Origin of the sequence: Neorickettsia risticii str. Illinois, from assembly GCF_000022525.1 — a bacterium.
Classification (GTDB): Bacteria; Pseudomonadota; Alphaproteobacteria; order Rickettsiales; family Anaplasmataceae; genus Neorickettsia; species Neorickettsia risticii.
The window spans coordinates 328,904-353,687 of record NC_013009.1 but is presented as its reverse complement, the minus strand read 5'-3'; the positions used below and the strand labels follow the sequence as shown (position 1 = coordinate 353,687).

Annotated in this window: 24 protein-coding genes and 3 tRNA genes; 9 read left to right on the top strand and 18 right to left on the bottom strand. The window is 40.7% G+C overall.

Annotated elements, in window-relative coordinates; genetic code table 11:
- Positions 1–15 precede the first annotated feature (15 nt).
- Entirely contained in the window at positions 16–162 is a 147-nt protein-coding gene (locus NRI_RS04230) for a hypothetical protein (protein ID WP_238523032.1), read from the bottom strand.
- A gap of 368 nt (positions 163–530) precedes the next feature.
- Between NRI_RS04230 and secF the strand changes: the two genes are divergently transcribed.
- Positions 531–1,427 (top strand): protein translocase subunit SecF, encoded by an 897-nt coding sequence (gene secF / locus NRI_RS01745; protein ID WP_015816269.1) that lies wholly within the window; start codon positions 531–533, stop codon positions 1,425–1,427.
- A 191-nt stretch (positions 1,428–1,618) separates the two neighbouring features.
- Positions 1,619–2,428: a ComF family protein gene (locus tag NRI_RS01740; RefSeq protein ID WP_015816268.1), complete on the top strand. Its 810-nt coding sequence runs from the start codon at positions 1,619–1,621 to the stop codon at positions 2,426–2,428.
- A 203-nt stretch (positions 2,429–2,631) separates the two neighbouring features.
- Here NRI_RS01740 and NRI_RS01735 read toward each other — a convergent pair whose 3' ends face one another.
- The 3 genes from NRI_RS01735 to NRI_RS01725 all read right to left on the bottom strand — a co-directional run bounded on the left by NRI_RS01735 (position 2,632) and on the right by NRI_RS01725 (position 4,193).
- Positions 2,632–3,429, bottom strand: coding sequence for an exodeoxyribonuclease III (locus NRI_RS01735; protein ID WP_148205714.1), 798 nt, complete (start codon positions 3,427–3,429; stop codon positions 2,632–2,634).
- Between the two features lie 257 nt (positions 3,430–3,686).
- Complete coding sequence (locus NRI_RS01730; RefSeq protein ID WP_015816218.1) at positions 3,687–4,034, bottom strand: histidine triad nucleotide-binding protein; 348 nt, start codon at positions 4,032–4,034, stop codon at positions 3,687–3,689.
- Between the two features lie 85 nt (positions 4,035–4,119).
- A tRNA-Met gene (locus NRI_RS01725) sits at positions 4,120–4,193 on the bottom strand.
- A gap of 367 nt (positions 4,194–4,560) precedes the next feature.
- Between NRI_RS01725 and NRI_RS01720 the strand changes: the two genes are divergently transcribed.
- Positions 4,561–6,387 carry a ribonucleoside-diphosphate reductase subunit alpha gene (locus NRI_RS01720; RefSeq protein WP_015816217.1) on the top strand — a complete coding sequence of 609 codons (1,827 nt, stop codon included), beginning with the start codon at positions 4,561–4,563 and terminating at the stop codon, positions 6,385–6,387.
- 70 nt (positions 6,388–6,457) lie between these two features.
- Here the strand turns inward: NRI_RS01720 and NRI_RS01715 are convergent, their stop codons facing one another.
- The 6 genes from NRI_RS01715 to NRI_RS01690 form a co-directional block, all read right to left on the bottom strand.
- Positions 6,458–8,131 (bottom strand): ABC transporter ATP-binding protein, encoded by a 1,674-nt coding sequence (locus NRI_RS01715; RefSeq protein WP_015816266.1) that lies wholly within the window; start codon positions 8,129–8,131, stop codon positions 6,458–6,460.
- A gap of 79 nt (positions 8,132–8,210) precedes the next feature.
- The gene (gene sppA / locus NRI_RS01710; protein WP_015816216.1) at positions 8,211–9,137 is read right to left on the bottom strand and encodes a signal peptide peptidase SppA; all 927 of its coding nucleotides are present in this window, start codon (positions 9,135–9,137) and stop codon (positions 8,211–8,213) included.
- Positions 9,138–9,154: 17 nt separating this feature from the next.
- The gene (locus NRI_RS01705) at positions 9,155–10,816 is read right to left on the bottom strand and encodes a S1 RNA-binding domain-containing protein (RefSeq protein ID WP_015816265.1); all 1,662 of its coding nucleotides are present in this window, start codon (positions 10,814–10,816) and stop codon (positions 9,155–9,157) included.
- 100 nt (positions 10,817–10,916) lie between these two features.
- Complete coding sequence (locus NRI_RS01700; RefSeq protein WP_015816215.1) at positions 10,917–11,699, bottom strand: lysophospholipid acyltransferase family protein; 783 nt, start codon at positions 11,697–11,699, stop codon at positions 10,917–10,919.
- A gap of 117 nt (positions 11,700–11,816) precedes the next feature.
- Positions 11,817–12,920: a peptide chain release factor 1 gene (gene prfA / locus NRI_RS01695; protein WP_015816264.1), complete on the bottom strand. Its 1,104-nt coding sequence runs from the start codon at positions 12,918–12,920 to the stop codon at positions 11,817–11,819.
- Between the two features lie 148 nt (positions 12,921–13,068).
- A complete protein-coding gene (locus NRI_RS01690) occupies positions 13,069–14,361 on the bottom strand; it encodes an HlyC/CorC family transporter (protein WP_015816214.1) in 1,293 nt (430 codons plus the stop codon).
- 200 nt (positions 14,362–14,561) lie between these two features.
- Between NRI_RS01690 and yidC the strand changes: the two genes are divergently transcribed.
- Both yidC and ribH read left to right on the top strand, forming a co-directional pair.
- A complete protein-coding gene (gene yidC / locus NRI_RS01685) occupies positions 14,562–16,319 on the top strand; it encodes a membrane protein insertase YidC (RefSeq protein ID WP_015816263.1) in 1,758 nt (585 codons plus the stop codon).
- 146 nt (positions 16,320–16,465) lie between these two features.
- Positions 16,466–16,915, top strand: a complete 450-nt coding sequence (gene ribH / locus NRI_RS01680) for a 6,7-dimethyl-8-ribityllumazine synthase (protein WP_015816213.1) — start codon at positions 16,466–16,468, stop codon at positions 16,913–16,915.
- Positions 16,916–17,088: 173 nt separating this feature from the next.
- Here the strand turns inward: ribH and NRI_RS01675 are convergent, their stop codons facing one another.
- Genes NRI_RS01675 through NRI_RS01655 form a run of 5 tightly spaced genes read right to left on the bottom strand, consistent with a single transcriptional unit; the run spans position 17,089 to position 19,366 of the window.
- On the bottom strand, positions 17,089–17,379 hold the full coding sequence (locus NRI_RS01675) for a frataxin domain-containing protein (RefSeq protein WP_015816262.1): 291 nt from the start codon (positions 17,377–17,379) through the stop codon (positions 17,089–17,091).
- On the bottom strand, positions 17,369–17,863 hold the full coding sequence (locus tag NRI_RS01670) for a F0F1 ATP synthase subunit B family protein (RefSeq protein WP_015816212.1): 495 nt from the start codon (positions 17,861–17,863) through the stop codon (positions 17,369–17,371). Before NRI_RS01670 ends, NRI_RS01675 begins: the two co-directional genes overlap by 11 nt.
- Complete coding sequence (locus NRI_RS01665) at positions 17,854–18,384, bottom strand: ATP synthase subunit B family protein (protein ID WP_015816261.1); 531 nt, start codon at positions 18,382–18,384, stop codon at positions 17,854–17,856. Before NRI_RS01665 ends, NRI_RS01670 begins: the two co-directional genes overlap by 10 nt.
- Positions 18,385–18,612 (bottom strand): F0F1 ATP synthase subunit C, encoded by a 228-nt coding sequence (locus NRI_RS01660; RefSeq protein ID WP_011451790.1) that lies wholly within the window; start codon positions 18,610–18,612, stop codon positions 18,385–18,387.
- 22 nt (positions 18,613–18,634) lie between these two features.
- A complete protein-coding gene (locus tag NRI_RS01655; protein WP_015816259.1) occupies positions 18,635–19,366 on the bottom strand; it encodes a F0F1 ATP synthase subunit A in 732 nt (243 codons plus the stop codon).
- 109 nt (positions 19,367–19,475) lie between these two features.
- Here NRI_RS01655 and NRI_RS01650 point away from each other — a divergent pair, with 109 nt between their 5' ends.
- Complete coding sequence (locus tag NRI_RS01650; RefSeq protein WP_015816258.1) at positions 19,476–20,315, top strand: YihY/virulence factor BrkB family protein; 840 nt, start codon at positions 19,476–19,478, stop codon at positions 20,313–20,315.
- A gap of 198 nt (positions 20,316–20,513) precedes the next feature.
- Here NRI_RS01650 and hemB read toward each other — a convergent pair whose 3' ends face one another.
- Complete coding sequence (gene hemB, locus NRI_RS01645; protein ID WP_015816257.1) at positions 20,514–21,479, bottom strand: porphobilinogen synthase; 966 nt, start codon at positions 21,477–21,479, stop codon at positions 20,514–20,516.
- 213 nt (positions 21,480–21,692) lie between these two features.
- On the opposite strand from hemB, the gene NRI_RS01640 reads away from it, so the two are divergent.
- Positions 21,693–21,765: transfer RNA gene (locus tag NRI_RS01640), tRNA-Val, on the top strand.
- A 66-nt stretch (positions 21,766–21,831) separates the two neighbouring features.
- On the opposite strand, the gene def is transcribed toward NRI_RS01640, so the two are convergent.
- Positions 21,832–22,389, bottom strand: coding sequence for a peptide deformylase (gene def / locus NRI_RS01635; protein ID WP_041351447.1), 558 nt, complete (start codon positions 22,387–22,389; stop codon positions 21,832–21,834).
- 452 nt (positions 22,390–22,841) lie between these two features.
- On the opposite strand from def, the gene NRI_RS01630 reads away from it, so the two are divergent.
- Positions 22,842–22,914 (top strand) — tRNA-Glu (locus NRI_RS01630).
- Positions 22,915–23,064: 150 nt separating this feature from the next.
- Here the strand turns inward: NRI_RS01630 and NRI_RS01625 are convergent.
- Positions 23,065–23,511 (bottom strand): PAS domain-containing protein, encoded by a 447-nt coding sequence (locus tag NRI_RS01625; RefSeq protein ID WP_015816254.1) that lies wholly within the window; start codon positions 23,509–23,511, stop codon positions 23,065–23,067.
- 116 nt (positions 23,512–23,627) lie between these two features.
- On the opposite strand from NRI_RS01625, the gene dprA reads away from it, so the two are divergent.
- Positions 23,628–24,755, top strand: coding sequence for a DNA-processing protein DprA (dprA, locus tag NRI_RS01620; protein ID WP_015816253.1), 1,128 nt, complete (start codon positions 23,628–23,630; stop codon positions 24,753–24,755).
- Positions 24,756–24,784: the final 29 nt, after the last annotated feature.

The window sequence follows — 24,784 nt, the reverse complement described above, 5'->3', positions numbered from 1 at the left end:
CACGATGCACATAGATCACACAAACTTATAGCACACAAGACATTTCCTTGGAATAAAGAAAGCGTTCTGTATACCGAAGTAGAATGTATCTTCCACTACAAGAATTCCGCTACGTTCTAGAAAAAACCCCATTCTACCAAAAGCTAAACAACTTCGCTTCACAGACAAAACAAACATGTCTGACCAATCCAAAAGCTAAGATATGCACATACAGTATGTTGTGTTAAAAACGTGCTAAGAGCTGTGTATCCGTTTTTGCACACCAAATCCAGATATGTACTTCCGTACAAACGTGAAAATGTACTCGAAAGAAGATGAGACTTGTATAAAAGATGCACCCTTTCAATCAAAATGTGAAAAAGAACCGCACTATTAAGCCGGAGGTTTTATTACATTGTTAGAGTTGGCCCAAATAAGTAAAGCACTAAGGTGATTAGATAATGCAAGATTACGATTATGCGCACCTAACGGAGCGTGAATTTGCAATTTGCACACATCGGTAATAGTATTTCTGTTTTCGGGTACCGTAGGTGAGATTCATCATAAGCAGCCTCTTAGATGGATGCAGTTTTGACTTTGCCAAGTATAAGAAAGCTGCCTTCCTCATAAGTTCGACTCTGCTGGTGGTGGCGTTTGTATTTCTTGAAACAAAGGGTTTGAGTTTTGGTATTGATTTCACAGGTGGAATGGTACTCGAGGTATACTCCGAGAAAAGCATCGATATAACACAACTCAGAGACGATTTCTCGAAAAATCAGAGTTTACCGACTGCATCTATACATTACTTGGAAGATCAAAAGCACATCATGATAAAGGTGCGATCACAAGATTTTCAGGATGGCCTGACAAAAATGAAATCCTTCCTCAAACCGTATAATTTTCGCTACGACAAAATAGATTGCGTGGGCCCACAAATAAGCAAGTCTCTTATATACAGGAGTGGTCTAGCAATTATATTTTCAGTGCTTGCAATGTTTGTGTATTTATTTTTTAGGTTTACTCCTGCCTTTGCGCTATCAGGTGTCCTGACGACATTGCACGATATTATTTTGCTTGTGTGCCTCTATTCTGCTTATGAATTGGAGTTCAACACTTCTTCGGTGGCTGCAGTGCTTGCAATAGTTGGGTATTCTATAAATGACTCTGTAGTTATTTTCGATAAGTTGCGTGAGAACATTGGCATAAAAAACATAGCCAAGCGCATTAATGTAAGCGTCAACACGACTCTATCCAGGACAGTTCTTACCTCTGTAACGACAATGCTTGCAATAGCACCAGTGGCATTTCTCTCAAGCGGAGATATACGAGTTTTTTCCTTGATAATACTAGCAGGTATAGCTATAGGTACTTACTCCTCGATTTTTATCGCGGCACCGCTTGCACTCCTAGGAAAGAATGTACATGAAGTGACTCATGAGAATTCGTGATTTCTACATATGATGAATTTTATGCATCTCTCCGCATTAGAGTTGGAAGCGTCAGTATTTCACGAATAAAGATACAAGCTAAGTGACTTATGTGTAAAACCATTTTCAATGCAATCAGCCGAAATAAGCTCTTCCTTTACACTAATTCCTCGAATACTAAAGGAGGACTTTAAAAGGCTTGCATCACTGTCATGAACTATGAAAAACGGTTTTTAGTTCTCTTGAGCGACCTATACAAAAATCAACGATTTATCTTCAAGCGAAATAGCTTTAGCAAAACCGTGAGACTAATCAAATGCACTTTTAAAAGCTTTCTTACGTTCCTCTTCCCGGATTGCTGCATAATCTGCTCCAGTAAAGAAGAACTAGTAGAATATGGTATGTGCAAGCCTTGTAGAAATGAAGTTCATCTCTTGAAGGATCACTTACACTGTTACTGTTGTGGTAAGAAGATGAAGACCTCCAATTTATGCATCACATGTGCTGCATCGAAACCTAAGTTTGACGAAGCAAAAGCTGTATTTGTCTATAATGCTTATGTTTCAGCGTTCATGCAAAAAATCAAATTTCATGATGGAACATTCATAACAAAATCTTTGGCAAAAATGATCCTACGGCATTTTAAAGAAGATCTCGAAAAGTGTGATTTTATCATACCGGTACCGATACACCGTATTAGATTGTTTCAAAGACAGTACAATCAATCAGCATTGATCGCTATGCAACTGACAAAGTTGATACACGTAAAAGTACGATTGGATGTCCTCCACAAAATAAAAAACACACCACCACAACTTAATCTTTCTACACATCAACGAAAAACAAGTCTACAGGATGCGTTCACAGTACGAAACCAAGCTGGAATCAAGGACGCATCTATCATCTTACTTGATGACGTTATAACTACGGGTACTACAGTTTCACGTTGTGCAGATGCACTTTTAAAATACAATCCCAAGAAAATAGTGGTCATTGCTGTAGCGAGGTCGATCCTGTATTAGCAAATGCCTAAAAGATGGAGAGCTTCCACTCACACAGCAAAAATCACTCATTGATAACAGAAAAGTTCAGCCTGCTTGCTCCGTATAAGAACAAACCTAAGAACTCCATAAAAAAGTGTGGAGAAACCTAATTTATTCAATCTGCGAGAAAAACAAGCAATTATCCACTCAGACAATGCTAAAAGTAACTCTGGCCACGTTTCTCAGAATCCATTAAGAACGCACACTACTGGCACATGATCAGAAGGCCTTGCTATGTGACGCAGTTCTTTCAATATATAGCAATCTAAAAGATGATCCATACCTTCAGCAGAAGCAAGAATGTGGTCTATCCTCATCCCTTCATTTCTCTGCAGTCCACCACCTCTGTAGTCCCACCAACTAAACTCCTGCTTAGTTGGGTATTTCATTCTAAATGTATCAAACAGTCCAAGGTTGAGTAATTCCCTAAGTTTACTACGCTCCTCAATATGGAAGCCAGTACATCCATCGAGCTTCACATGATCATACACATCTATATCTTCTGGTGCAGCATTCATGTCACCACCTAAAAGAATAATGTCATTATTATTTAGAAGGTAACAATGGATCCTTCTAGCAAGTGCATCATGGAATTGCATTTTATATTCGAAGCGCGGTGAGCCTGCTGCTTGTGCATTCGGTACATATACACTTATTAACCTTATACACTTATCAAAAAAACTTATTACTCCTTCTACATATCGCGCTTCACCATCCATATAAATCTCATCAGAGATCTTTGTAATTGGCAATCTAGACGCTATCGCAACCCCGTTATATCCCTTTTGACACTTTAAAATAACGTTATAGGAAAGATCGTGAAAAACGTGTAACGGAAAATCACTTTCCTGACACTTAAGCTCCTGTAAAAGAAGCACGTCGAGATCCTCTGAAACAAGAAGGGCTGAGACAGCTTCGGCACGTTGCCTTATGGAATTGACATTCCAGGTAGCAACTTTGAGCATCCTATGAATATTCAAAGGCGTAATAAGAATAAAAGAAAGTCAAGAGATTGTACATGAGCCTTGCAAATACGGCAACCAGACTTGCTTACCACCCGGCAAACCAGATCTTGGAGCTTTCAAATCATTCCAACTATTACAAATTACACTGTTGGGAATAAACTGGGACAACACCAACAAAACCCGACTCTTTATCTCCTTAACAAATTCGCCTAACGCAATACCCAGATGAAAGATGTAGACCGAGAAAATTCGAGCGACTACACCATGAGTAGCTAAGCTACATCAGACATTTTCTTACCAGCCAAAATATGTACATGAAAGTGTTTTACTATTTGACCGCCATCTTCGCCATGATTTGTAACAAGTCTGTACCCGGCTTCTTTCACACCCAAAAGGTCAATAACATGAGCAACCCTCGAAAAAAAAGAAGCAACTTCAACCGGCGCTGTGCTTATAAAATCACTAAAAGAAACAAACTGCCCTTTCGGTATTACAAGGACATGCACGGGAGCCCTAGGAAACGCATCGTAAAAGGCTAGAACCTCATCATCTTCGTAAACGACTCTAGAGGGTAATTCACGGCGCAATATCTTTGCGAAAACATTTTGCTGATCATACATAGACCCACGCCAAAAACAGAAACAATCCCGCCACCAAAAAAGGTGGAGAGAGAAACAGCTAATAAAAAATTACTAGAAAAACAAGTTGCGGAAGCTGGATTTGAACCAGCGACCTTCAGGTTATGAGCCTGACGAGCTACCAAACTGCTCCATTCCGCGACAGAATGCACGGCTTTCATTATCTGTCATAAGCAATTAGGTTGTCAACAGTAATAACTATTCTTCTTCAATGATAACTTTTATCGTAGCATATTAATCAATTTCCCCGTCAAAAGACTGCTTATTTAAGCTCAAGTTGCTAATCTTTGTCGAAAAATAAAATAAACAATTTTATTATTTATACCGCTTCACATAACAAAAACATCCTCGCGCTACTAATTTTTTACGCTTACCCGATATTGATTTCCATTATAAATATGGTAGCATCTGTTGATCTTTCCACTATATATAGGCTTTATGGCCATGTACGTCGTCACGGCACTGGTCTAGGGAAATGATATCACCTCATATGAACAAAGAAGTTAAAATGTTAGATCCTTCCGCCATTTCTCATTGGAAGCATCATGACCACGATGAGAAAAAAATCCGTACACTGCATGCAAGGGACTCTTTTCTTACAGATTTCGGAAAGGCAGTTCTCAAAGATAGGTATTTACAGAATGGCGAAGATTATCAGGGCCTTTTTGCAAGAGTAGCTCAATATTACTCCGATGACCCGGAACATGCATGTAGACTGTACGACTATATGAGCAACTTATGGTTCATGCCTGCTACACCTATTCTCAGCAATGGTGGTACAAGTCGTGGACTCCCGGTTTCATGCTTCCTCAATGAAACAGAAGACTCATTGGAGGGAATTGTCGGACTCTGGAATGAAAATGTATGGCTCGCGTCACATGGTGGTGGGGTCGGAAGTTATTGGGGTAACTTACGCTCAATAGGAGAGAAAGTAAAATGTAGTGGTAAGACTTCGGGAATTATTCCATTTATTGTTGTACAAAATGCATTAACTCTTGCAATATCGCAGGGCTCACTTAGGCGTGGAAGTTCAGCCGTTTACTTACCAGTAAACCATCCGGAAATCGTTGAATTTATAGACCTTAGAAAACCAACAGGTGGTGATCCGAATAGAAAAGCACTTAATTTACATCACGCAGTCGTTATAAATGACGACTTTATGAAAGCTGTCCTCGAGGATAAAGAGTGGGATCTTATCAGTCCAAAGGATGGTTCCGTGATAGCAACAGTCGGAGCAAGAGGCATATGGATAAGAATACTAACAGCCCGTCTCGAAACTGGCGAGCCATATATTTTGTTTATTGACACGGTCCAGAAATTAAGGCCTGATGTATATAAAACCCTTGGTCTCGAAGTCAAAATGTCAAATCTGTGCAGCGAGATAACACTTACAACGGGTAAAGATCACCTCGATAATCATAGGACTGCTATTTGTTGTCTTTCTTCCCTAAATTTAGAAAAATTTGATGAATGGGAGCATGATGAGCAATTCATACGGGACGTGATGCATTTCTTGGACAACGTGCTGGAGGACTTTATTAGAAAAGCGCCTGATTGTATGCACAGGGCAAGATATTCTGCCATGCGGGAAAGAAGTATAGGCTTGGGTGTGATGGGATTTCACTCCTTCCTACAAAGTAGGAGTATTCCGTTTGAATCGGCAATTGCAAAAAGTGTTAACTTGAAAATTTTTAAAAAAATCAAACACGAAGCAGATAAGATTTCGAAAGAAATGGCGCTAGAGAGGGGTCCCTGTAAAGATGCAGTGGATTGCGATATGATGGAGCGGTTTGTCCATAAGATGGCTATTGCGCCGACCGCATCCATCTCGATCATTGCGGGCAATACTTCACCAGGTATTGAACCATACGCAGCAAATGTTTTCACACAAAAAACTTTAAGTGGATCTTTTATTGTCAAAAATAAGCATCTTGCTGCCCTTCTAGAACGCAAGGGGAAGAATACGGATTGTGTATGGTCTTCCATTATTTCTAATGAGGGCTCTGTACAGCACTTAGACTTCCTCGATGAGAATGAAAAGATGGTTTTTCGAACAGCATATGAAATGGATCAACGGTGGATTATCGAACTCGCCGCCGATCGTACACCCTACATATGCCAATCCCAGTCGGTAAATCTCTTTCTACACTCTAATATACACAAAAAAGAACTGAGTAATCTACACTTTCTCGGATGGAAAAAAGGCCTAAAAAGCCTGTACTATTGCCGGTCAAAATCCATACAGCGTACATATAAAATATCACAGGAATACAAACATAAAAGTGATACTCCTTCTCCTGTTGGTGAACCGGATGATTGCATCGCGTGCCAATAGCTCACGCCGTGGGTCGTATCTATAAGAAGAACCCCTCAAGGCAAGGCCTTCCTTTTACCCTGAGGTGAGCCTACTCTTCTGCCATCTGCTTATAAAATGGGCTGCTAGCAAGCAGCTCATCATGTGTTCCCACCGCGGTTGCTTTTCCGTTTTCTATAACGATTATCTTATCCGCACACTTAATACTGGAGAATCTATGCGCGATAATAACAACCGTCTTATCACGCGACGTATTAGAAATAACAGCTTCTATCGCCTTTTCATTTTGTGTATCTAAAGAAGATGTTGCTTCGTCAAGTAAAATTACCTGCCTATCAGCAAACAGCGCTCTAGCAATATTAATACGCTGCCTTTGCCCCCTAGAAAGATCCGTAATATGCGTATCTTTAGGTAATTGGTGGATATTCGCGGCCATACATACACTTTTATAGCGAGATTCCTCTTTCTGCTCTATCGAAGCTTGCATACAAATATTTTCCATAAGACTACCAGAAACTATGCTTAACTCTTGTGGAACCCATGCAAAAAGTGATCGGATCGAAGCAAGAGACAATTCAGAAACCGGAATGTCATTGATCCGTATGCTGCCACTAAAAGTGGTATAAAACCTCAAAATAAGAGAAAAAATTGTGCTTTTTCCCTTTCCAGAAGCACCTACAAAGGCTACTTTTTCCCCGCGATTTACAGTGAAATTAAGTCCTTTAAAAACAGCATCTGAGCCATCAACAGTGTATGAAAAGCCGACATCTTTAAATTCGAGCTTTTCAAAACGCTTCAATTTCTTCCCAACTTCTTCCTCACTAGAGGCAAGAATCGTGCTATATAAATTTTCAACCCTGGTGCGTATATTCAAAAACTGCCGCAGATCCGGATAAAGCTCCATGACCCTCCCTATAGAACTGGATCCAAATAATGCATAAAAAACAAACTCAGCGAGAGTAGCAATGTTTATTTCACCTGCATAGACAGACCTTAAACCAAAATCCATAAAAAATACGGTTCCTAAAAAGGCAGTTGCCACAACGATACCTATAAGTACAGAACGTATGATCACATACTGAACAAAGCTACTTGAACACCCCTTAGATAAATCCTGCAATCTTTCCAGAAAGAATGTTTCTTTCAAAAAGGACTTTATCATTTGAATATTACCGATATTTTCTCTAAGCTCAGCATGAAAATTATCAGTTTTGCCTGCGAAAAGAGAAGATAATTTCCTTGCTCTTGCACCAACCAATAAGAGCGGCACTAGAAGAACAGGAATGGCAAGAATGAGATAGATGAAAAGCTGCCTTTCTGTATAAAAAAGTGCAATAAGCGACCCAAGAAAAGTAATTAGATTCCTTAGTAAAACCGGCGCTGCAGAACCAAAAAAATTCTGCAAAAATGTCATATCAGAACTGAGAATGATTGGAATCTGGGCAGAATTGCATTTAATGGTTTCAATCTTGGCCCTTAAAAGTGCTTCATATAAGTCAAGTAGCATACCCTGTACCACTTTCATTCCAAGCAACCCGGAAAAAATACTACGAAGCGCAACCGTTAAAGAGAGAAACACTGCAAACAGAACAACTCCAAGAGATAGAGTATGACGTACCTGTTCTCCTGCAAAAAGCTGGACGGAATGCCCAATAACCTTTCCTAAAGCAAGGGAGGCACACCCAGATACAAAAACCATGAAAAAAGATAAAAAAAGCAGAAAACCCGATTTTTTTAAATGGAACCACAAAATACCCCTAGGCATGACTCAAATGAAATGTAGCAACAACAAAATACAATATTTCAACAGAAAAACAGGAAGTAGAAAGCAAGGAAAACCCAATCTAAGTGGAGGTACCTGGAAAAACAGCAAGAAGCCCGGGAGAATATAAGTAACGGAAAAACTCGTTTAAAACTGAAAGATAAGAAGATGGAGAAATCTTATCTACACGAAAACCCCTACCTGAAACAAACCCAAGATCACGTATTTTCCCCGTAATTCCCATTTCCTTAAGCCACCTTACCGCATTCGTCTCATCACCTATCTCGTCAACGAGCGCAAACTCAAGCGCTTCCTTGCCGGTGAAAATCTTACCTGTCGCAATCTCGGACATCACACGGGCATCTGTAATCTTTCTGCGCTCCTGTACCATAGATAAAAAGTGCTCGTTAGCGACACTAATAGAATGCTCCATAGATGAACGCGCCTCTTTGGTAAATTCTTCTAAGATAGATGGGAAGGCTTTCAACCTACCAGAACGAACAACGTCCATTTTTATCCCAACTTTCTTTCCGATCTCATGAAAATTCGGGGCTTGTAGTATCATACCGATCGAACCGACAATGCTGGAATTGTATGCAACTATGTGTTCAGCAGCCATTGCTACCATGTATGCACCAGAAGCCATCATTCCATTGGCTACAACCACAACCGGCTTGACTAGTGACACACTCCTAACAGCGTTGTAAAGTGCTTCAGAAGCAGCAGCTCCCCCACCTCCGCTGTCTACATGAAGGATTACTGCCTTTATTTTAGGATTGTCCGCAAAAGAAGCGAACTGGCTATTTCTTACAAGATCCTGATCTATAATCCCGGAAAAAACCACCCTACCTATGTACGGAGCGGAAAAACTGTCGAACAAGCCACCACGAAAAGAAGAACCCGAAACAACCAAGAGGACACCAATCACAATAAATGTAACCACTTTCCAAAAAGTCAACCTCTTCCTCAGGCTAGAATTTTCGATAAACGCATCACCCAAAAAATTCATGCACCAACAACCACCCCTCAGCTTTCTTTTCCAGCAGGAGCTCCAGCAGCTTTCTCGTCTGTGATAATCTCAAGCTTAACCGAATAACGATCTTTACTACACACAACAAAGGAAAGATACTGCCCCACAGTAAGACGACTTACATCAGACTGTGCTGTGAAGAACTCCAAACCTTCTCTAACTTCGATATAAATACCATCATCCTCCACTCGTATTACTTTTGCGTTAATTATATCCCCTTCATTCACCTTAGAGATGAATTCCTCAAAAGGATCATATTCAACATACTTGATGTTAAACATCACGCGACCACGCTCGGGATTGACATGTACTAGCTTCGCGTCAACTTCGTCGCCGATAGTAAAACGCTTCAATTCCTTCCTAGGATTTTGTGACCAACTAATGTTCGCAAGCCTTACATATCCTCTGACATAAGAGTATCCGGAATCAAGAAGTGTCAGCACTATTCCAGAGTCAGTTATCTCGACAACCTTACATTTCACTACAACACCGAGCCCATACGCATCCAGGAACTTCTTCCATGGGTTCTCACTACATTGCTTCACACTAAGGGCAATTTTATGACCCTCTTCATCAACTGATAGAAGCATAACGTTCACCTTGCTGTTAGGTAAGAACAATGGCTTTTCCCTGGTCCAAGATATTTCACCGCTATGCACCAACCCTTCTACACCCTCTTCCAACCTAACGAAAATACCATAATCCTCAACAGAAGTAACAACCCCAGGATACACGTTCCCTGGAGTATATTTCTTAGAAATATCCTTCCACGGATTCTCCGTAAGCTGCTTCACGCCAAGCGATATACGCCCCTTTTCTGGATCCACAGCGATCACCTTAACCCGAACCTCTTGCCCAACAGAATAGATCGAAGACGGGTGAGTAACACGTGCCCAAGAAATATCGTTTACGTAAAGAAGGCCATCAACAACGCCGACTTTGTCAGACTCGTGTATTTGCACAAAAACGCCATAACTTGCGATACTCTTGACACGACCATCAATGATGTCACCTTCTTTAATCGTTGAAATGTACTCTGAACGAGCAGCTTCATGTACTGCACCAAGCGCTTTTTTCCTGGAAACAAAAATCTTTCCTGTTTTGGGATCCATTTTTAGAATCCTGAACTTCAATTTCACTCCCACGAGAGTTGCTGGATCAGAGACTGGTCTCACGTCTAGGTGACTATTTGGTAAAAACGCATTCAGCCCCTCAACTTCAACAATGCAACCACTTTTGATTGTGTATAGGATAACTCCCATGACATCTTCATCAGACCCACTGAGATACATCTCATAAAGCCTGTCCCAGACTTTTTGTTTCAGAGCTTTGGTATAACTTAAAACAAGGTTACCACTGCCAGTCTCTGTTTTTTCAACATACACAACAATCTTAGAACCCACCTCTAGTGTACCTAAATCATGGAACTGCTGAACAGGAATTTTTCCCTCTGACTTAAGACCCAGATTTACTAAAACAAAGTGCGGACTTATAGACTTAACTACACCTTCAACCATGTCACCCTCTTTTATCAGAGAGTCCGAAAATCGTTCCTCAAGAATTGTAGTGAAGTCTTCCTCGTTGTAATCTGGAACCTCTGAGTAAAACCTTCTCTCAGACGCTTTATTGGTGGTAATGTAAAACTGCTGTTTGTTCATGGCTAAGTGTATACTACTTTGCTCCTGAAAGGTAAAGATTGATGATAATACAAAAGACTCTAAAGAGAAATAACCAAATATGCGTCTGAAACCTGTTCACTTAATTCTTTTGTAGTGTTAGAAGATGTTTATTCTCACTGTTTAAAAGGCGTTTTGTATTGCTTTCTATTGCATCTCGCAGAACCTGCAGAAACTCATCGTCCTTTAAACCTGGCATAATTGGTGGCAATATTTGAACCACAGCCTTGCCATTTTGTTTATTGCTAAAATAGCCAACTGGCCAAATTTGACCAACATTTAACGCAATTGGCAGCACAGGAAGATTTAGGTGTTTATAAAGAGCCAGTATACCCCTTTTGTATTCCACTTCCTCCCCAATTTTAGTTCTCCCTCCTTCCGGATACAGAATTATCGTCCTATTTTTAGAAAGTACTTTGGCTTGCCTAACCATTTTTCTCAGCACATCCAAACCGTTTGATTTTGCTGAATAGGAAACCGTAATCATTTTTGTCGCAATCATATACAGCCCAAAGATCGGAATGAAGATGAGACTTCTTTTCAGTACAAAGACCGGCTTTTTAAATAAGTCAGCCAACAAAATCACATCTAAGGGAGAATGGTGTTTGGATGCAACGATGAACTGTTTGTGTAGGTGTATATTTTCGCCGCCCCTTATCTCAAACTCAATATTGAAAAAAAATCTCAGGAGAACGAAAATCCCCCTGATCCAAACCCTACGCACCTCTATTACATCTTCTGGGGGCAAAAAAAGAGCCGGGAGCACGAGCAAACCATACAAAGCAGTCCAGATAACAATAGAAACATTAAACAGAAAGTTCATCGTCACGTATGCTGCTGAAGGAAAGAAACCCTTATTTCTCATTCTTCTTCCTCATTTTTCCTAGTACATAACGAACTATCACAAAGATCCACCTGAAAGCTGTTCAAAAAACTACATTCGCTGGAATAACACCCATTACAAAACAGATTTTGAGAACACTCAAGACTTATCTCCGCTTAAGCCTGCTTCTACACCAGCTAACATACGAGCTTCATTTTCCCTAATAAGGGCTTCAATGATTGGCTCCAGTTCTCCTTCCTTCACCGTTTCATTAATCCTATAAGTAGTTAAATTGATCCTGTGATCAGTTATCCTGCCCTGGGGGAAATTATATGTTCTAGTTTTTTCAGAGCGTTCACCTGATCCAATCTGCGACTTTCTCATTGATGAAATCTCTTGTTGAACTTTATTGCGCTCTATTTCATATAATCTTACTTTGAGCACCTTCATTGCCTTAGCACGGTTCTTGTGTTGGGACTTCTCATCTTGTTGTATCACTACTATACCAGTTGGAATATGCGTAACACGAACTGCACTGTCAGTTGTGTTGACAGACTGTCCTCCAGGACCACTAGACCGATACACATCGATACGTAGATCCTTATCGTTGATTTTGACATCTACATCTTCAGGTTCTGGCAGCACAGCGACAGTGGCTGTTGAAGTATGTATACGTCCGGCACTTTCGGTTTCTGGAACGCGCTGAACCCTATGCACACCAGACTCGAATTTTAATTTTGCGAAAACTTCAGATCCACTTATACTAGCATTGGCTTCTTTGTATCCACCTATCTCATTGTGGGAAATACTAATGATCTCAAAGCGCCACTTCATACGCTCTGCATATTTCTGATACATATGGAAGAGACTCGCTGCAAAAAGTGCAGCTTCATCACCGCCGGTGCCAGCCCTTACTTCCAGCATGACGTTTAAAGCATCGTCTTTATCCTTTGGAAGCAACATCCTCCTTATTTCAAACTCGAGCTTTGGAACAACATCTTGGATTGCTTGCAGATCAGACTTTCCTATTTCACGTATCTCCTGATCCTCTAGTGGATTTTTTACCAACAGTTCTAGGTAAGCCTGTTCTTCTTTCAATTTTTTATATCTAGTAATTAATTCAACTTTTGGCTTAAGCTCCGCATACTCCTTAGAAAGCTTTGAAAACTCCTGAGAAGGTATAGTTTCTGGACAGCGCAACCTATCCGCAAGATACGTATGCCTGTTTAGAATCTCTTCCAGAACTCCACAAAGATTATCCATAAACCCCCTTACGATTCACCAGCCCTTCAAAGTCACAGCGCCCTCTGCTAGATCCTTTTACTAACAGCGTTAAAGTTATAGCACGCACAAAACCTATTTTCACACATAACCAAGGCAATGGAACGGATACATCGACACCAAAAACCTTTCACCTCGCACTTGTTTGGAAACCCTCATCACCCGTATCCTCTTTTATCCTTTTAACTTTTACAGAGACGAGCTTATTATTCCTAGTTTTGAGAATTTCAAGCGTGCAACCAAACATTTCAAACACCTCACCCTCATTCGGAATCCGTTCTATCTCATCAATTATCATTCCAGCAAAGGTGCGATTGTGGTCTGTTGGAAAATTGAAACCCATCTTTTTATTAAGATCCCTTATTGGAATCCTTCCGTTTATTATGTATCCGTTATCTCCACTGTCTTTTATGTCTTTGTAATTGTGGGTATAAATTGCCTCCCCAATGATCTCTTCAATGATATCAAAGAAGGTCACTATTCCTATTGCGTTGCCATATTCATCAATGACAATTGAAAAATCCGCTTTGTTCACCTTGAAATTATGCAATTGAACGCTCACAAGGGTTGTTTCCGGAATGAAGGAAGGTTCAGTCAGGTACTCTTCCATGTTAATGTCCCGATCATTTGCACAAGCAATTCTGAGTTGGACGGCATTAAGAACCTTAACAAAGTTGTCATCCCTTTCCTCCCACAAAGGTATCCACCTGTACGTCGTTCCGAGCACCAACTGGATGAGCTCATCTTTTGGAAGGTTTATGTTTAAAGAGTAGACATCTTTACGGTGAGTCATAATTTTATCCACATGCAGTTCAGTGAGATCCAGCATGTTATTTATGACCTCTAAGTTCTTTTGCGTATTCTGCTGCACATACGATTTTTTGTGCAACATTATCAGACCTCGAATAGCATCATACGGAGAGAAAACCTTAGTTGAGTCGCTCGACGGAGCAAACCACTTCACTAAAACACCTACTACTAGGTTCACGTACTTGACAAGTGACCCAAAGAGTTTAACTAGAATGACCATGAACGGTGCAAGATACATTCCGAGTGTTTCAGGATGGTTGATTGCGTAAGTCTTTGGAAATATCTCGCCAAGAATCACTATTATGACGCTCATAACACAAGTGGAAACCAGTATCCCAATGCTTCCAAAAAAATTGATCACAAGAAAAGCTGATATAGACGAAGCTAATATGTTTACGACATTGTTACACAGTAATATCGTACTGATGACACGTTCCTTATCATTATGTAGATCGAGTAGTAGCGCAACTCTTCTGTCGTTCTTACCCTTAAGCTGAATCAATTTAGCTGGGTTCACCACTGTTATAGCAGTCTCACCCCCTGAGAATACACAGGACAAAAGGAGAGCCAAGAAAAGTAATAAAGCAAGCAACAAAAGTAATAAACCAGACATTAAGGACTAACACCGAGCACAGAACAGTTTAAAGATCAAGAGGAAAGAAGGAAATCATCGATATACCTACACAAATCAAAACCCTCAATGCGAACACGTACACCAACAGAAGTCCCACGGAAGTGGCCGTGGATACAAGCAGGCTTATTTTCCTAGCCCACTCTCGGGAATAGTCTACTATATAGCGAGAAAGTTTCTAGATGTCGAGTGTTTTTGTGTTATCATCACTACTTGAACATCATTCGTCAAAGTCCTTAATGCAGCAGACATACAACGTTTTTATAGCAACTCTGTTGTCGTTTCTCGTGATCATCGGATGGAACCTCGTGTTCTATAATCCCGCACAAAGAGAGAGTTTGCATGAAGTCCCAAAAAGAGAAAGTGTCAAAGTATATGAGTCCTTGGAAAGCACCCTGAGTACAGAACGAATCAAAATTAGCAGCAGCAAGCTCGAAGGAAGTATTCAGTTAACTGGCCTTGCTCTCGATGATCTGATCCTAAAAGATTACAAATCTGATGACCTAAAAGGTCAGTATCGCCTACTTTATCCGAACAAGACAAAAGGTGCATATTTCATTAATCCAGGCTGGACAATACCCGGTGATGCTGGCCTTAGGACTCCCTCTTCCAAAACCAAATGGCAGGCTGATTCTGAACTTTTGACTCCTGGCAACCCAGTTACTTTTTCTTGGGACAACAGGTCTGGCCTGCTTTTTAAAGTAGTCGTGAGTGTCGACGATAATTACATGTTTACCTTCAAGCAGATTGTTGAGAACAAGTCGCAAAACGATCTAAGTGTCGGCTCACACTTTACAATCACCAAGAGGCTTCCTGAAACAAATAAAAGCATGCTTATAATGCATGAGGGACCCGTAGGAGTAATAAAAGATCAGCTGATAGAGCTCAAGTACTCTAAGATAGCAAAAAAGAACAAAAGTATAGCATTTGACGAGGACGCGCAGAATCAACATGGATGGTTTGGCTTTTCAGACAAGTATTGGTTTGTCTCACAGATTTTCGAGAATTCATCGGACGGGAAATTGTACATCAGTCACGTCGATGATAAAAGCGATGATATCTTCCGCATTACGAATTTTAACGCACAGAAAATAGTTCGTGGCGGCGGCTTTATTACAAAGGAAACTATGCTCTTCGCAGGGCCCAAGAAGCTATCTCTCTTAGAAGAGTACGCACAAAACATGAGAATTTACCTCTTTGATAGAGCCGTAGATTTTGGTGTTTTGTATTTTATAACGAAACCCATTTCAAAATTGTTACAGGTTTTCTATCACCTCGTTGGGAATTTCGGTGTTGCAATCATACTGTTAACTTTCTTCATTAGGGTACTGATGTTGCCACTATCAATTAAATCTGGTATCTCGATGTTTAAAATCAAGGAATTGCAACCTGAAATCCTTAAAATCAAATCAATATATCAAAATGATAAGGATGCCCTAAACAGAGCAAGTGTCGAGTTGTTTAGAAAGCACAGAGTCACGCCGATGTCCGGCTGTTTACCGACTCTGTTGCAAGTCCCAGTGTTTTTTGCGCTCTATAAGGTAATCTTTATAACTATAGAAATGCGGCAGGCGCCGTTCTTTCTATGGATTTCCGATCTCTCGCTTCCAGATCCCACGAATTTGTTTACTCTATTTGGCTTAATTAACTGGAACTGTCCCGATTTTCTTTCAATAGGAATACTACCTATAATACTCGGGTTAACTATGGTCATTCAACAAAAGCTTAGCCCATCACACTATGAGGACGGCACACAGGCTTTTATGATTAAAGCTATGCCGTATGTTTTCATGATATTGTTCGCAAGCTTTCCTTCAGGTTTGGTTCTTTATTGGGTGTTCAACAACATTCTCTCGCTAGTACAACAATTTATGATAGGTAGATACCTATTTACTAAAAAGTTTAAAGCTGTGGCAGAAACTCAAGAAAGCCTTCCTTAGTTCAGTTTTAACGTTACTGATCAACATGTTATCCTTACCTGTTCTGTTACAAGGTCACTTTCCCCTATCGGTATCGTAAGTTACTTCACTTTTCTTTACAGCTGGCCGATGCTAGAATCACACGGCTTTCTGTATTAAATTTTGCAATGCAAAAAAAGATCCTAATAATTTGCAGTAAGGTAAACCCTGACATCTGCAAGGTGTTATGTAAAACAGCAGTCGAACATCTTAAACGACAGGAAAGAGCTTACAAGTCAGTTTATGTACCAGGTGCATTTGAGTTGCCTACCGCACTTAACATTTTACATTCTAAAGATTTTGCTGGTTACGTCCTCTTAGGATGCATTGTTAAATCCGGTACCCCACATTTCGATTATGTTTCGTCCGCGGCCTGTCGCGGGATTATGGATGTCGCCATCAAGAATAACCTTGCCATAGGTTTCGGCGTTATAACAGCAAATAACATGGAGCAAGCAAACGAGAGATCTGTTTCTTATGGAATTGCAGCTGTAAATGCCTGCATGGCAATGATCAAGCTAAAAGAAAGAAGTCCAACGCTGTTAGAAGAAGATTTCTTCGAAGATACAGATTTGTAAGTACTTCTTTCCTTTTCCAAAGTTGATTTGTTCTTTCTCTATGTCTGCCAGGATCTCTTGCTAAATTTAAGATGTGCTAAATTGCAGCAAAACAGCAATCGCAGAGCTACTACCGCTCTTGTACCCCTACAGTGCACAGCGACGTTATATCCAGCACAGACATATCAGAATCGCTAAAGTTGAAGAATTTTCTTAACCCAGCTAACTATCTCTTCCCCATTTTTGTTGACAAAGCGCTCTCCATCATCTAGATAAAAGCGCTCAGCCCCTATAGCTAAGCTGGATACCCATATCTCACCAAGATCCTCTTTCCCAACAATCAAGAACACACCCTGGCGAAGAAATAACTCAACTATCCCCTCGTTGCAATCATATTCATCGCAAAGGTGAGACCGTTCAGCAAGCGCTACTATTTCATCAAAAACAACTGTGGAAAGTTTTGCAAAAGGAATCTCACTGTTCATTGCGCGGAGAAAGATCTATGGAAAGCTTCTCGGCCATGTGCAACACGAGCGCTTCATGCTCTGCTTTCTCAAGTGATTTTCCGCCAAAACCCGCTAAACATCTGAATACTCCATCCAAGACTGAAAGCCTTACCTTCATCATAAGATCCTTATTATCTCTTTCAATGCGAGCACGTACCCTACCAACCGCAACTGACAAATCTTCTTCTGTTTTGTGTCTACCTTCTTCGTACATTTTTGCGGCACGGGCTTTCGCAGCAGTGATAATTCGCTCCACTTCATCATTAAGACACCCATTGCGCTTCATTGCGGTTGCAAGCAAACTTTTGGTTTTCAAAAGCTCTTCCTCAACCGAGGATATCTCATCCATTATTTTACCCGAGTGACCTGCAAGGGAGCGCATAACCGCACCAACAACAGGCTTAGCAAGGACGCCAAACGCAGTAAAAAATGCAAAACCTATGACTATACTTTCTACCGACATCCCCTTAATCTCTCATAAAGACAGCTAAAATCCTCTAGTGCCTTCTTACGCACAGAGGAGATACGAACATCGCTAGAACCAACCACAAATGGAGTATAGATTACTACATAGTAGTCTTCCACCAACTTCACAAACAACTCTTCAAGCTCAAGCGACTTCTGGGCAAAAAAGGCGTCAAGCAGGACCTCATTCTCCTTTCTTAACTCACTATTTAAAACAGCTAAGCGCTCAGCAACACCACCTCTTAATTTTTCAACAGAGATAACTGCGTCACGAAGAATATTTTCAGCAGCAAAGCGAGCATCCGAGAGAGCAGCATTCCACACACTCTCCAAACGCTCGAGATCCTTCTTCATCCCAGCTATTAATTTGCGATTCTCCCTTAATACAGAAGCTCGTACATCCAGCAAAGCATTTAGCCTAGGAACAAAGACGAACCTAACAAAGCAGTATAGAAAGAAGAAGGAGACAGAAAACCAAAATACCTGCCCAAAATAGGTAGATATGTCAAACTGAGGCATCTACGCAACAAAAATCAGTAGCAACGCCAAAACGAATGAGAAAAGCCCCATCGCTTCCGTCAAAGCAGCACCCGCATAGACGTACTTCTTCAATTTTTCTTCGGACTCAGGGTTTCTAGCGATGCCATTAAGCATCATGGAGAATATGTTACTCACTCCTATAGCAGCTCCCAACATACCAACAACAGAGAGACCAATTCCCAAAAATTTTAGACCTTCTAACTCCATATACCCTTATAAAATAACCACGTTAGTGTTTCACCAGTGAATCATTCAAATAGACGCAGGTCAACATGACAAAAATGTATGCCTGCAACATAGCTATGAACACCTCGAACACTATTAGTACCACCACAAACAAAAAAGATAAAGGGCTTATCAACAAAGAGACTGGATATACAAACCCAGCAATGACCTTAAGTATTGTGTGACCAGCGATCATATTCGCAGTCAGCCGAATAGCAAGACTAATTGGCCTAAAGAGATAGGTACACACCTCAAGAAATACCATCAGTGGAGCGATCCAATTAGGCGTTCCATCAGGAAGAAACATGGCAAAGAAACCCATGCCTTGCTTTTTCAATCCAATGAGGGTCACAAAAATGAAGACGACCATTGCAAGTGCAAGTGTCACAACTATATGGCTTGTCACTGTGAAGCTCATAGGAAGTGGTAACATTCCAACAAGGTTTGCAAACAGCACGTATAAGAATACTGATAGAATTAAAGGGAAATAGTCTACACCGGCCTTTCCGCAACTACCCTTAATGATTTCCAATACAAAACCGCATACTACCTCAACAAAAGACTGCATTGGCCCTGGTATCACCTTACCTCTGAAAACACCAGCAAAAAGGAAAAGGGAGGCGAATACAACTGTAAGCACCATATACAACGAGGAGTTAGTAAAACTGATATCCCAGCCGAAAAATTCTGGGAGACGAATTAGAGGAAAAACCTCAAACTGTTTTAAAGGACTCATATAGTAGGGCAGCTCTTACAACCGGATATTCTTTCACAATTATAGAAATGTCAAATAATATGGCTAGTATTGATACTTATCGCTTGCGAAATTGCAAAGCTTGTAAAAAATGAAGCGAATTTTTGCGGTACTAAAAATCTCATTGTACAACATGTTATATCATGGCGGCTCCGAGTATGCTGGATACCTATCTTTTTTGCTGCTTCTATCGATTTTTCCATTTTTATTTTTCTTCACTGCTGTAGCAGGTCACATAGCAAACATAATAGGGGCTTCCTCATACGAAATAACAAGAAAATTGCTGTCGGTCTTCATAGAGAACGTACCAGAAAACATCATCGAAGGCATAATGCCGTATATCAAGGAGATCCTTGAGGGTCCTACACATGGACTTCTGACGCTTACCATTCTTGGCGCAATATGGACGGCCTCATCCATTGTAGAGGGACTAAAAGCAGCAGTAAACAAGGCATATAATTTTGGAACTGAAGCCCTAGTTTCAGAGTACATACTAAGGCGCCTTATCAGTGTCATACAATTCCTTTTGATTTCCGTTATCATACTTGTTTTCCTTCTTTTTCCGACAATATATCCGCTCTTAACCAAGAAGGTATCTTTCCTTCACACACTGAAAAGACCAAGTTGGCTACCCTATAGCACCATCACGACGTGCTGTGTCTTCTTTTTTGTATCAGCTTTGTATATTTTTTTTCCAAAAGAGAAACAAGGGTTTTGCGATGTCATTCCTGGGAGTATAATGGTCGTGTCACTGTGGATTCTCACTTCGATTGCGTTTTCCTTCTACCTACACTCCTTCGCACAAATGAACATAATCTATGGAAGCATCGCAGGAATAATTGTGGTTATGTTGTATTTTTACTTACTCAACTTGTGTTTTATATACGGAGCGGAGATCAACGCTTTAAATAAACGAATTAGTGAGAAATAGAAAAGGGTTTAATCTCAATTGGAGAAGTCCTGCCTCATGCATATCAGTATAACTTTTTCGCTCACACTTCGATTTTAACTGAGAGAGGCCGTGTCAATCCAAAAGAAGAGACAGCTCAGCAGGAAGGCTGCCACCTATCATGATGTCTGCTCGATTTTTACTTTGGCTTAAAAGACAATTAAATAAACCAAAAAATACCTAAGACGCTAAGTACTTTGCAACCTCAACAGCAGCATACGTTACTATCCCTGTTGCACCTGCCCTTCTTATTGCAATTAGGGATTCCAATAACACTTCGGGACCACCGTATTGAACTAACATTTTATACTCGCCACTAACTTGATACGCAAAAATAGGCACACGAAACCGATCCGTTGCCATCCTTATTATGTCAAGGTAGAGGCTAGCCGGTTTGATCATTACGATGTCAGCACCTTCATTAATATCAACTTCGATCTCTCGCATGGCTTCGTTTGCATTCCTGTAATCCATTTGATAGGATCGCTTGTCCAGCGTGATATTCGTGGAACCCAATGCGTCTCGGAAAGGTGCATAGAAATTGGAAGCATATTTAGCAGAATACGATACAATCGGGACCTCATCAAATTCAGCAAGATTGAGAGCATTTCTGATTGCAAAAATTCTTCCATCCATCATATCTGAGGGAGCAAGCATATCGCTCCCAGCTGCGGCCTGCACTAAGGCTTGCTTTATCAAGAGTTCTAATGTTTCATCATTAAGAATTTTTCCATCTCTATAAAATCCATCGTGACCATCAATTGTATAAGGATCGGCTGCGACATCAGTAATAATAACAAGGTCACCTCCGAAATCTCTTTTGAGAGCTCTCACTGCACGACAGATTAAATTCTCCGGATTATAGGCTTCCTCCGCTTCAAAGCTTCTTTTCCCGGGATCCCGCGGAAAAAGCATGATACTTCTCACACCAACTGTTATTGCACTCTCTACTACCTTTTTCAGTATATCGATAGAATGCGCACACACACCTGGCATCTCACCCACTTGCAACTCAGTATTTGAACCATTTATGACAAACAATGGTAATACAAGCTGCGAAGCAGAGAGCGTGGTTTCGGCAATCAAGTCTCGGATAATTTTATTTCTACGCGTCCTTCTAAGACGAACAAAAGAACCGGATTGCATCTCCTTAATACCTCTGATTTACACGTGGAATACTATCATCATACGAAATGAGGCTCAAATTAGTTCGAGTATTGTACGACCAAGTAAAGGAACTATCCTTGTAGATTAACTGATTACACAAGTGACTATTACTGAACGTCGAATACAATTTCTTAAGATGCGATTGCAGCTTCTTTACATCTACTCAAGAAAAAATATACAATATAGGCCGTCGGGTGGTTAGCTCAGTTGGTAGAGCATCTCGTTTACACCGAGGAGGTCAGCGGTTCGAGCCCGTTACTACCCACCGTTCTCTTGCCTGCCTTATTGTCCTTTCGGTCCCGCATCAGCGAGACCTGAGTGTGATATTGATCTATACTTCAGAGTGCCGTTTCTTTATTTTAGCTGCCTTTTTTGTTGCAAGATCATACTTTAGCTTCGACAGATGTGACACGTACAGTTTTCCATCCAGGTGATCCACCTCATGTTGTATACAGCGCGCCAGCCAACCATTTGCCTTGAGTAAGCACTCTTCTCCATTATAATTCAGATATTTAACTACCACTGCATCCGGGCGTACTATCTCGTAATTCTGTTCTGGAAGCGAAAGACATCCTTCGTCAGCAGAAACCAAATTCCGTGAGAATTCTATGATTTCAGGGTTAACAAGATAGTACGGACCTCCTGAGCTTTCGTATCCTACATGATTAAGAGGACTTGAATGCCACTCTTTGTCCGGCGGAACATCAACAACAATAATTCTCTCAAGTACACCCACTTGAACTGCAGCTAACCCTATACCAGTATAGTGGTACATTGTCTCTAGCATATCATCGAGAAACTCTCTTTTTTCATCCGATACGCCAACTACATTCCCTGAAACTTTATGCAATATCGGGTCAGGTTCTATGACCAACTTAAGTAATGCCATTGGCAAAAAGAATGAGAAATAAAAAGCCCTAGATCTAGCAGAGCAAAAGCCTTTTCGCAAGCTATCCTGCTGTATACTCAATGATATCAAAAATTCACCAAAAAGAAGAAGTGCGATTTAAAAGTGAAACAATGATATAAGCGTAAAATCAAACAATGCGGTTTCTGAAAAGACTTTTTGTAGTGCGCAAAAGCAGCCGAGAAAAAACTCTGTTACTAAACCTCATTCCAACTCATAACGAACAGTGTGTTTGAGATACCCCTCTAAGGCTGCAGATGTCAAAAGTATAACAAGTAAACATAGCATTGTATTGAGTATCGTCTCCTGACTTTCACATATTGACAAACGCGAATTAACGAGAAGAAACGCCATCTGATAGCAAGCCCCTTTGCCAATGCCGTTGACAATAAAAACCCGCTGGCTTAAGCTCTAGCATATATCTTTCATTTTCAGGCTCCTTCGTCTAGCGGTCTAGGACATCACCCTTTCACGGTGGAAACACGGGTTCGATTCCCGTAGGAGTCATTTTCACGTTTTTGGTCGAAGTGAGTGTTTGTATGCCTGTGAAGCACATTGCGGCGCAAGTGGTTACTCTGTGCATATCCTGTTGGCCTTGATGGTAGTGGCAGGCAACTGAACGGTACTTCGACAAAATAGTTATGCCATGTCACTTGCCTAGTATATTTTGCAGTTTATTGCACAAATCACAGAACTCACTTCGTTGCCATCCTTACTCAGAGGAAGGACGCACTGCCTAAACTTTACTTCTTCTTGATTACCATTCACAACTTCACCAGAATCCGTGAGAGGTTCCTTAGTCTGAAAGACTTCATCTATGTACTCTTGGAAAGTATCCGTATTCGAAGAAACAAACTGGATAAATGTTTCATGAAAGATGCCGCTCTCTTCAAACTGTTTCACTTTAGATCCAACATAACTGAGGGTGTACTTAATTCTTCCACCGTCCTGATTTGCATCGACAATCACACAATAAGGCATTATGTGAGCTATCTCATCAACATCTATATCAGTTTTCCTAGGAACCCTATTTTCGCCTTGGATACCTTTCCAATACTCACATAATTGGCCCATTATACGCCTTTCAACAAAATTCTGCTCCATATTCAATATTACCCCCCAACAGATGTCAGTTTTAGCCTATAGCGGTTAAAAAGAGCCTAACTACCAAAATTACATCCAAGGTTTACATCACAGGTACGATGTAATAGAAATATCTCATGATAATTAATAATTTATCTAAAAGTGAACTGCTGTTCTGGCTACAGTTGTCTAGAACAGTTGGAGAGGTGACTTTTCAGTCATTAATTAGCCTATATGGAACAGCTGAAAACGCTCTAGGACAACTTTCTACTATTCAACAACGTACGAAAAAGACAAGACCTTTCTCCAAGACCGATGCACTAAAAGAACTTGAGCTAACTGAAAAATTTGATGCCAGTATTCTGGCCGCCTGCGAAAACAAATACAGCAAAAACCTGAGAGTAATCAGAGATCCACCTCCAGTCATTACAGCAAGAGGAAATATAGAACTACTTAACACTCCTTCTATAGCAGTAGTAGGCTCGAGAAATGCCACAATCAATAGTTGCAACTTTGCATATTCACTTGCGCGCGAACTAGCAGAAGAAGGATATACAATCGTTTCAGGCCTAGCTATAGGAGTAGACACAGCGGCATTAAAAATCACTGATAGCATGTTGCCAACAATCGCAGTAATAGGAACTGGTATAGATCAGTGTTATCCTACCGAAAATCAAAAGTTGCAAGAAAGAATAATCGAAAGAGGTGGCTTGGTGGTTACGGAAGTCCCTTTTGGTAAGCGAGGACAGTCTGTCCATTTTGCACGCAGGAACAGAATAATTTCTGGTCTTTCGGAGTGCGTTATCATTATTGAGGCATCAGAGAACTCTGGCTCTCTACTTACTGCCCAGTACGCACTGGCACAGGGCAAGTATCTTTTTGCATCACCTGGAGCACCCTACGACAAGAGATTCTCAGGAAGTAACAGGCTCCTAAAACAGGGAGCCATATTGGTAGAAAATGCCCTAGATGTGATACAACACCTAGAAAGAAAAAAACGTAACGATTTTGGCTACAAGACCCTTTTGGATGTTGAGGACAAGGCGTTTATACCTTTCTCCACGCTTAACTGTGACACCGATAAGATAACCCTAATAAAGGCTCAGATCCTCAAAAAAATTGATAGTACATCTATACCAATGAGTCAGTTAGCACATGAGCTTGGTATCTCAGAAAAGACCCTCCTATTGGCAATAGTCGAACTCGAAATAGAGGGAAAAGTAACACGAACAATAGCAAATGAAGTTTCCCTGCTTTATGATTAGTTTGCTTAACTCACTTAGTAAAACGGCAC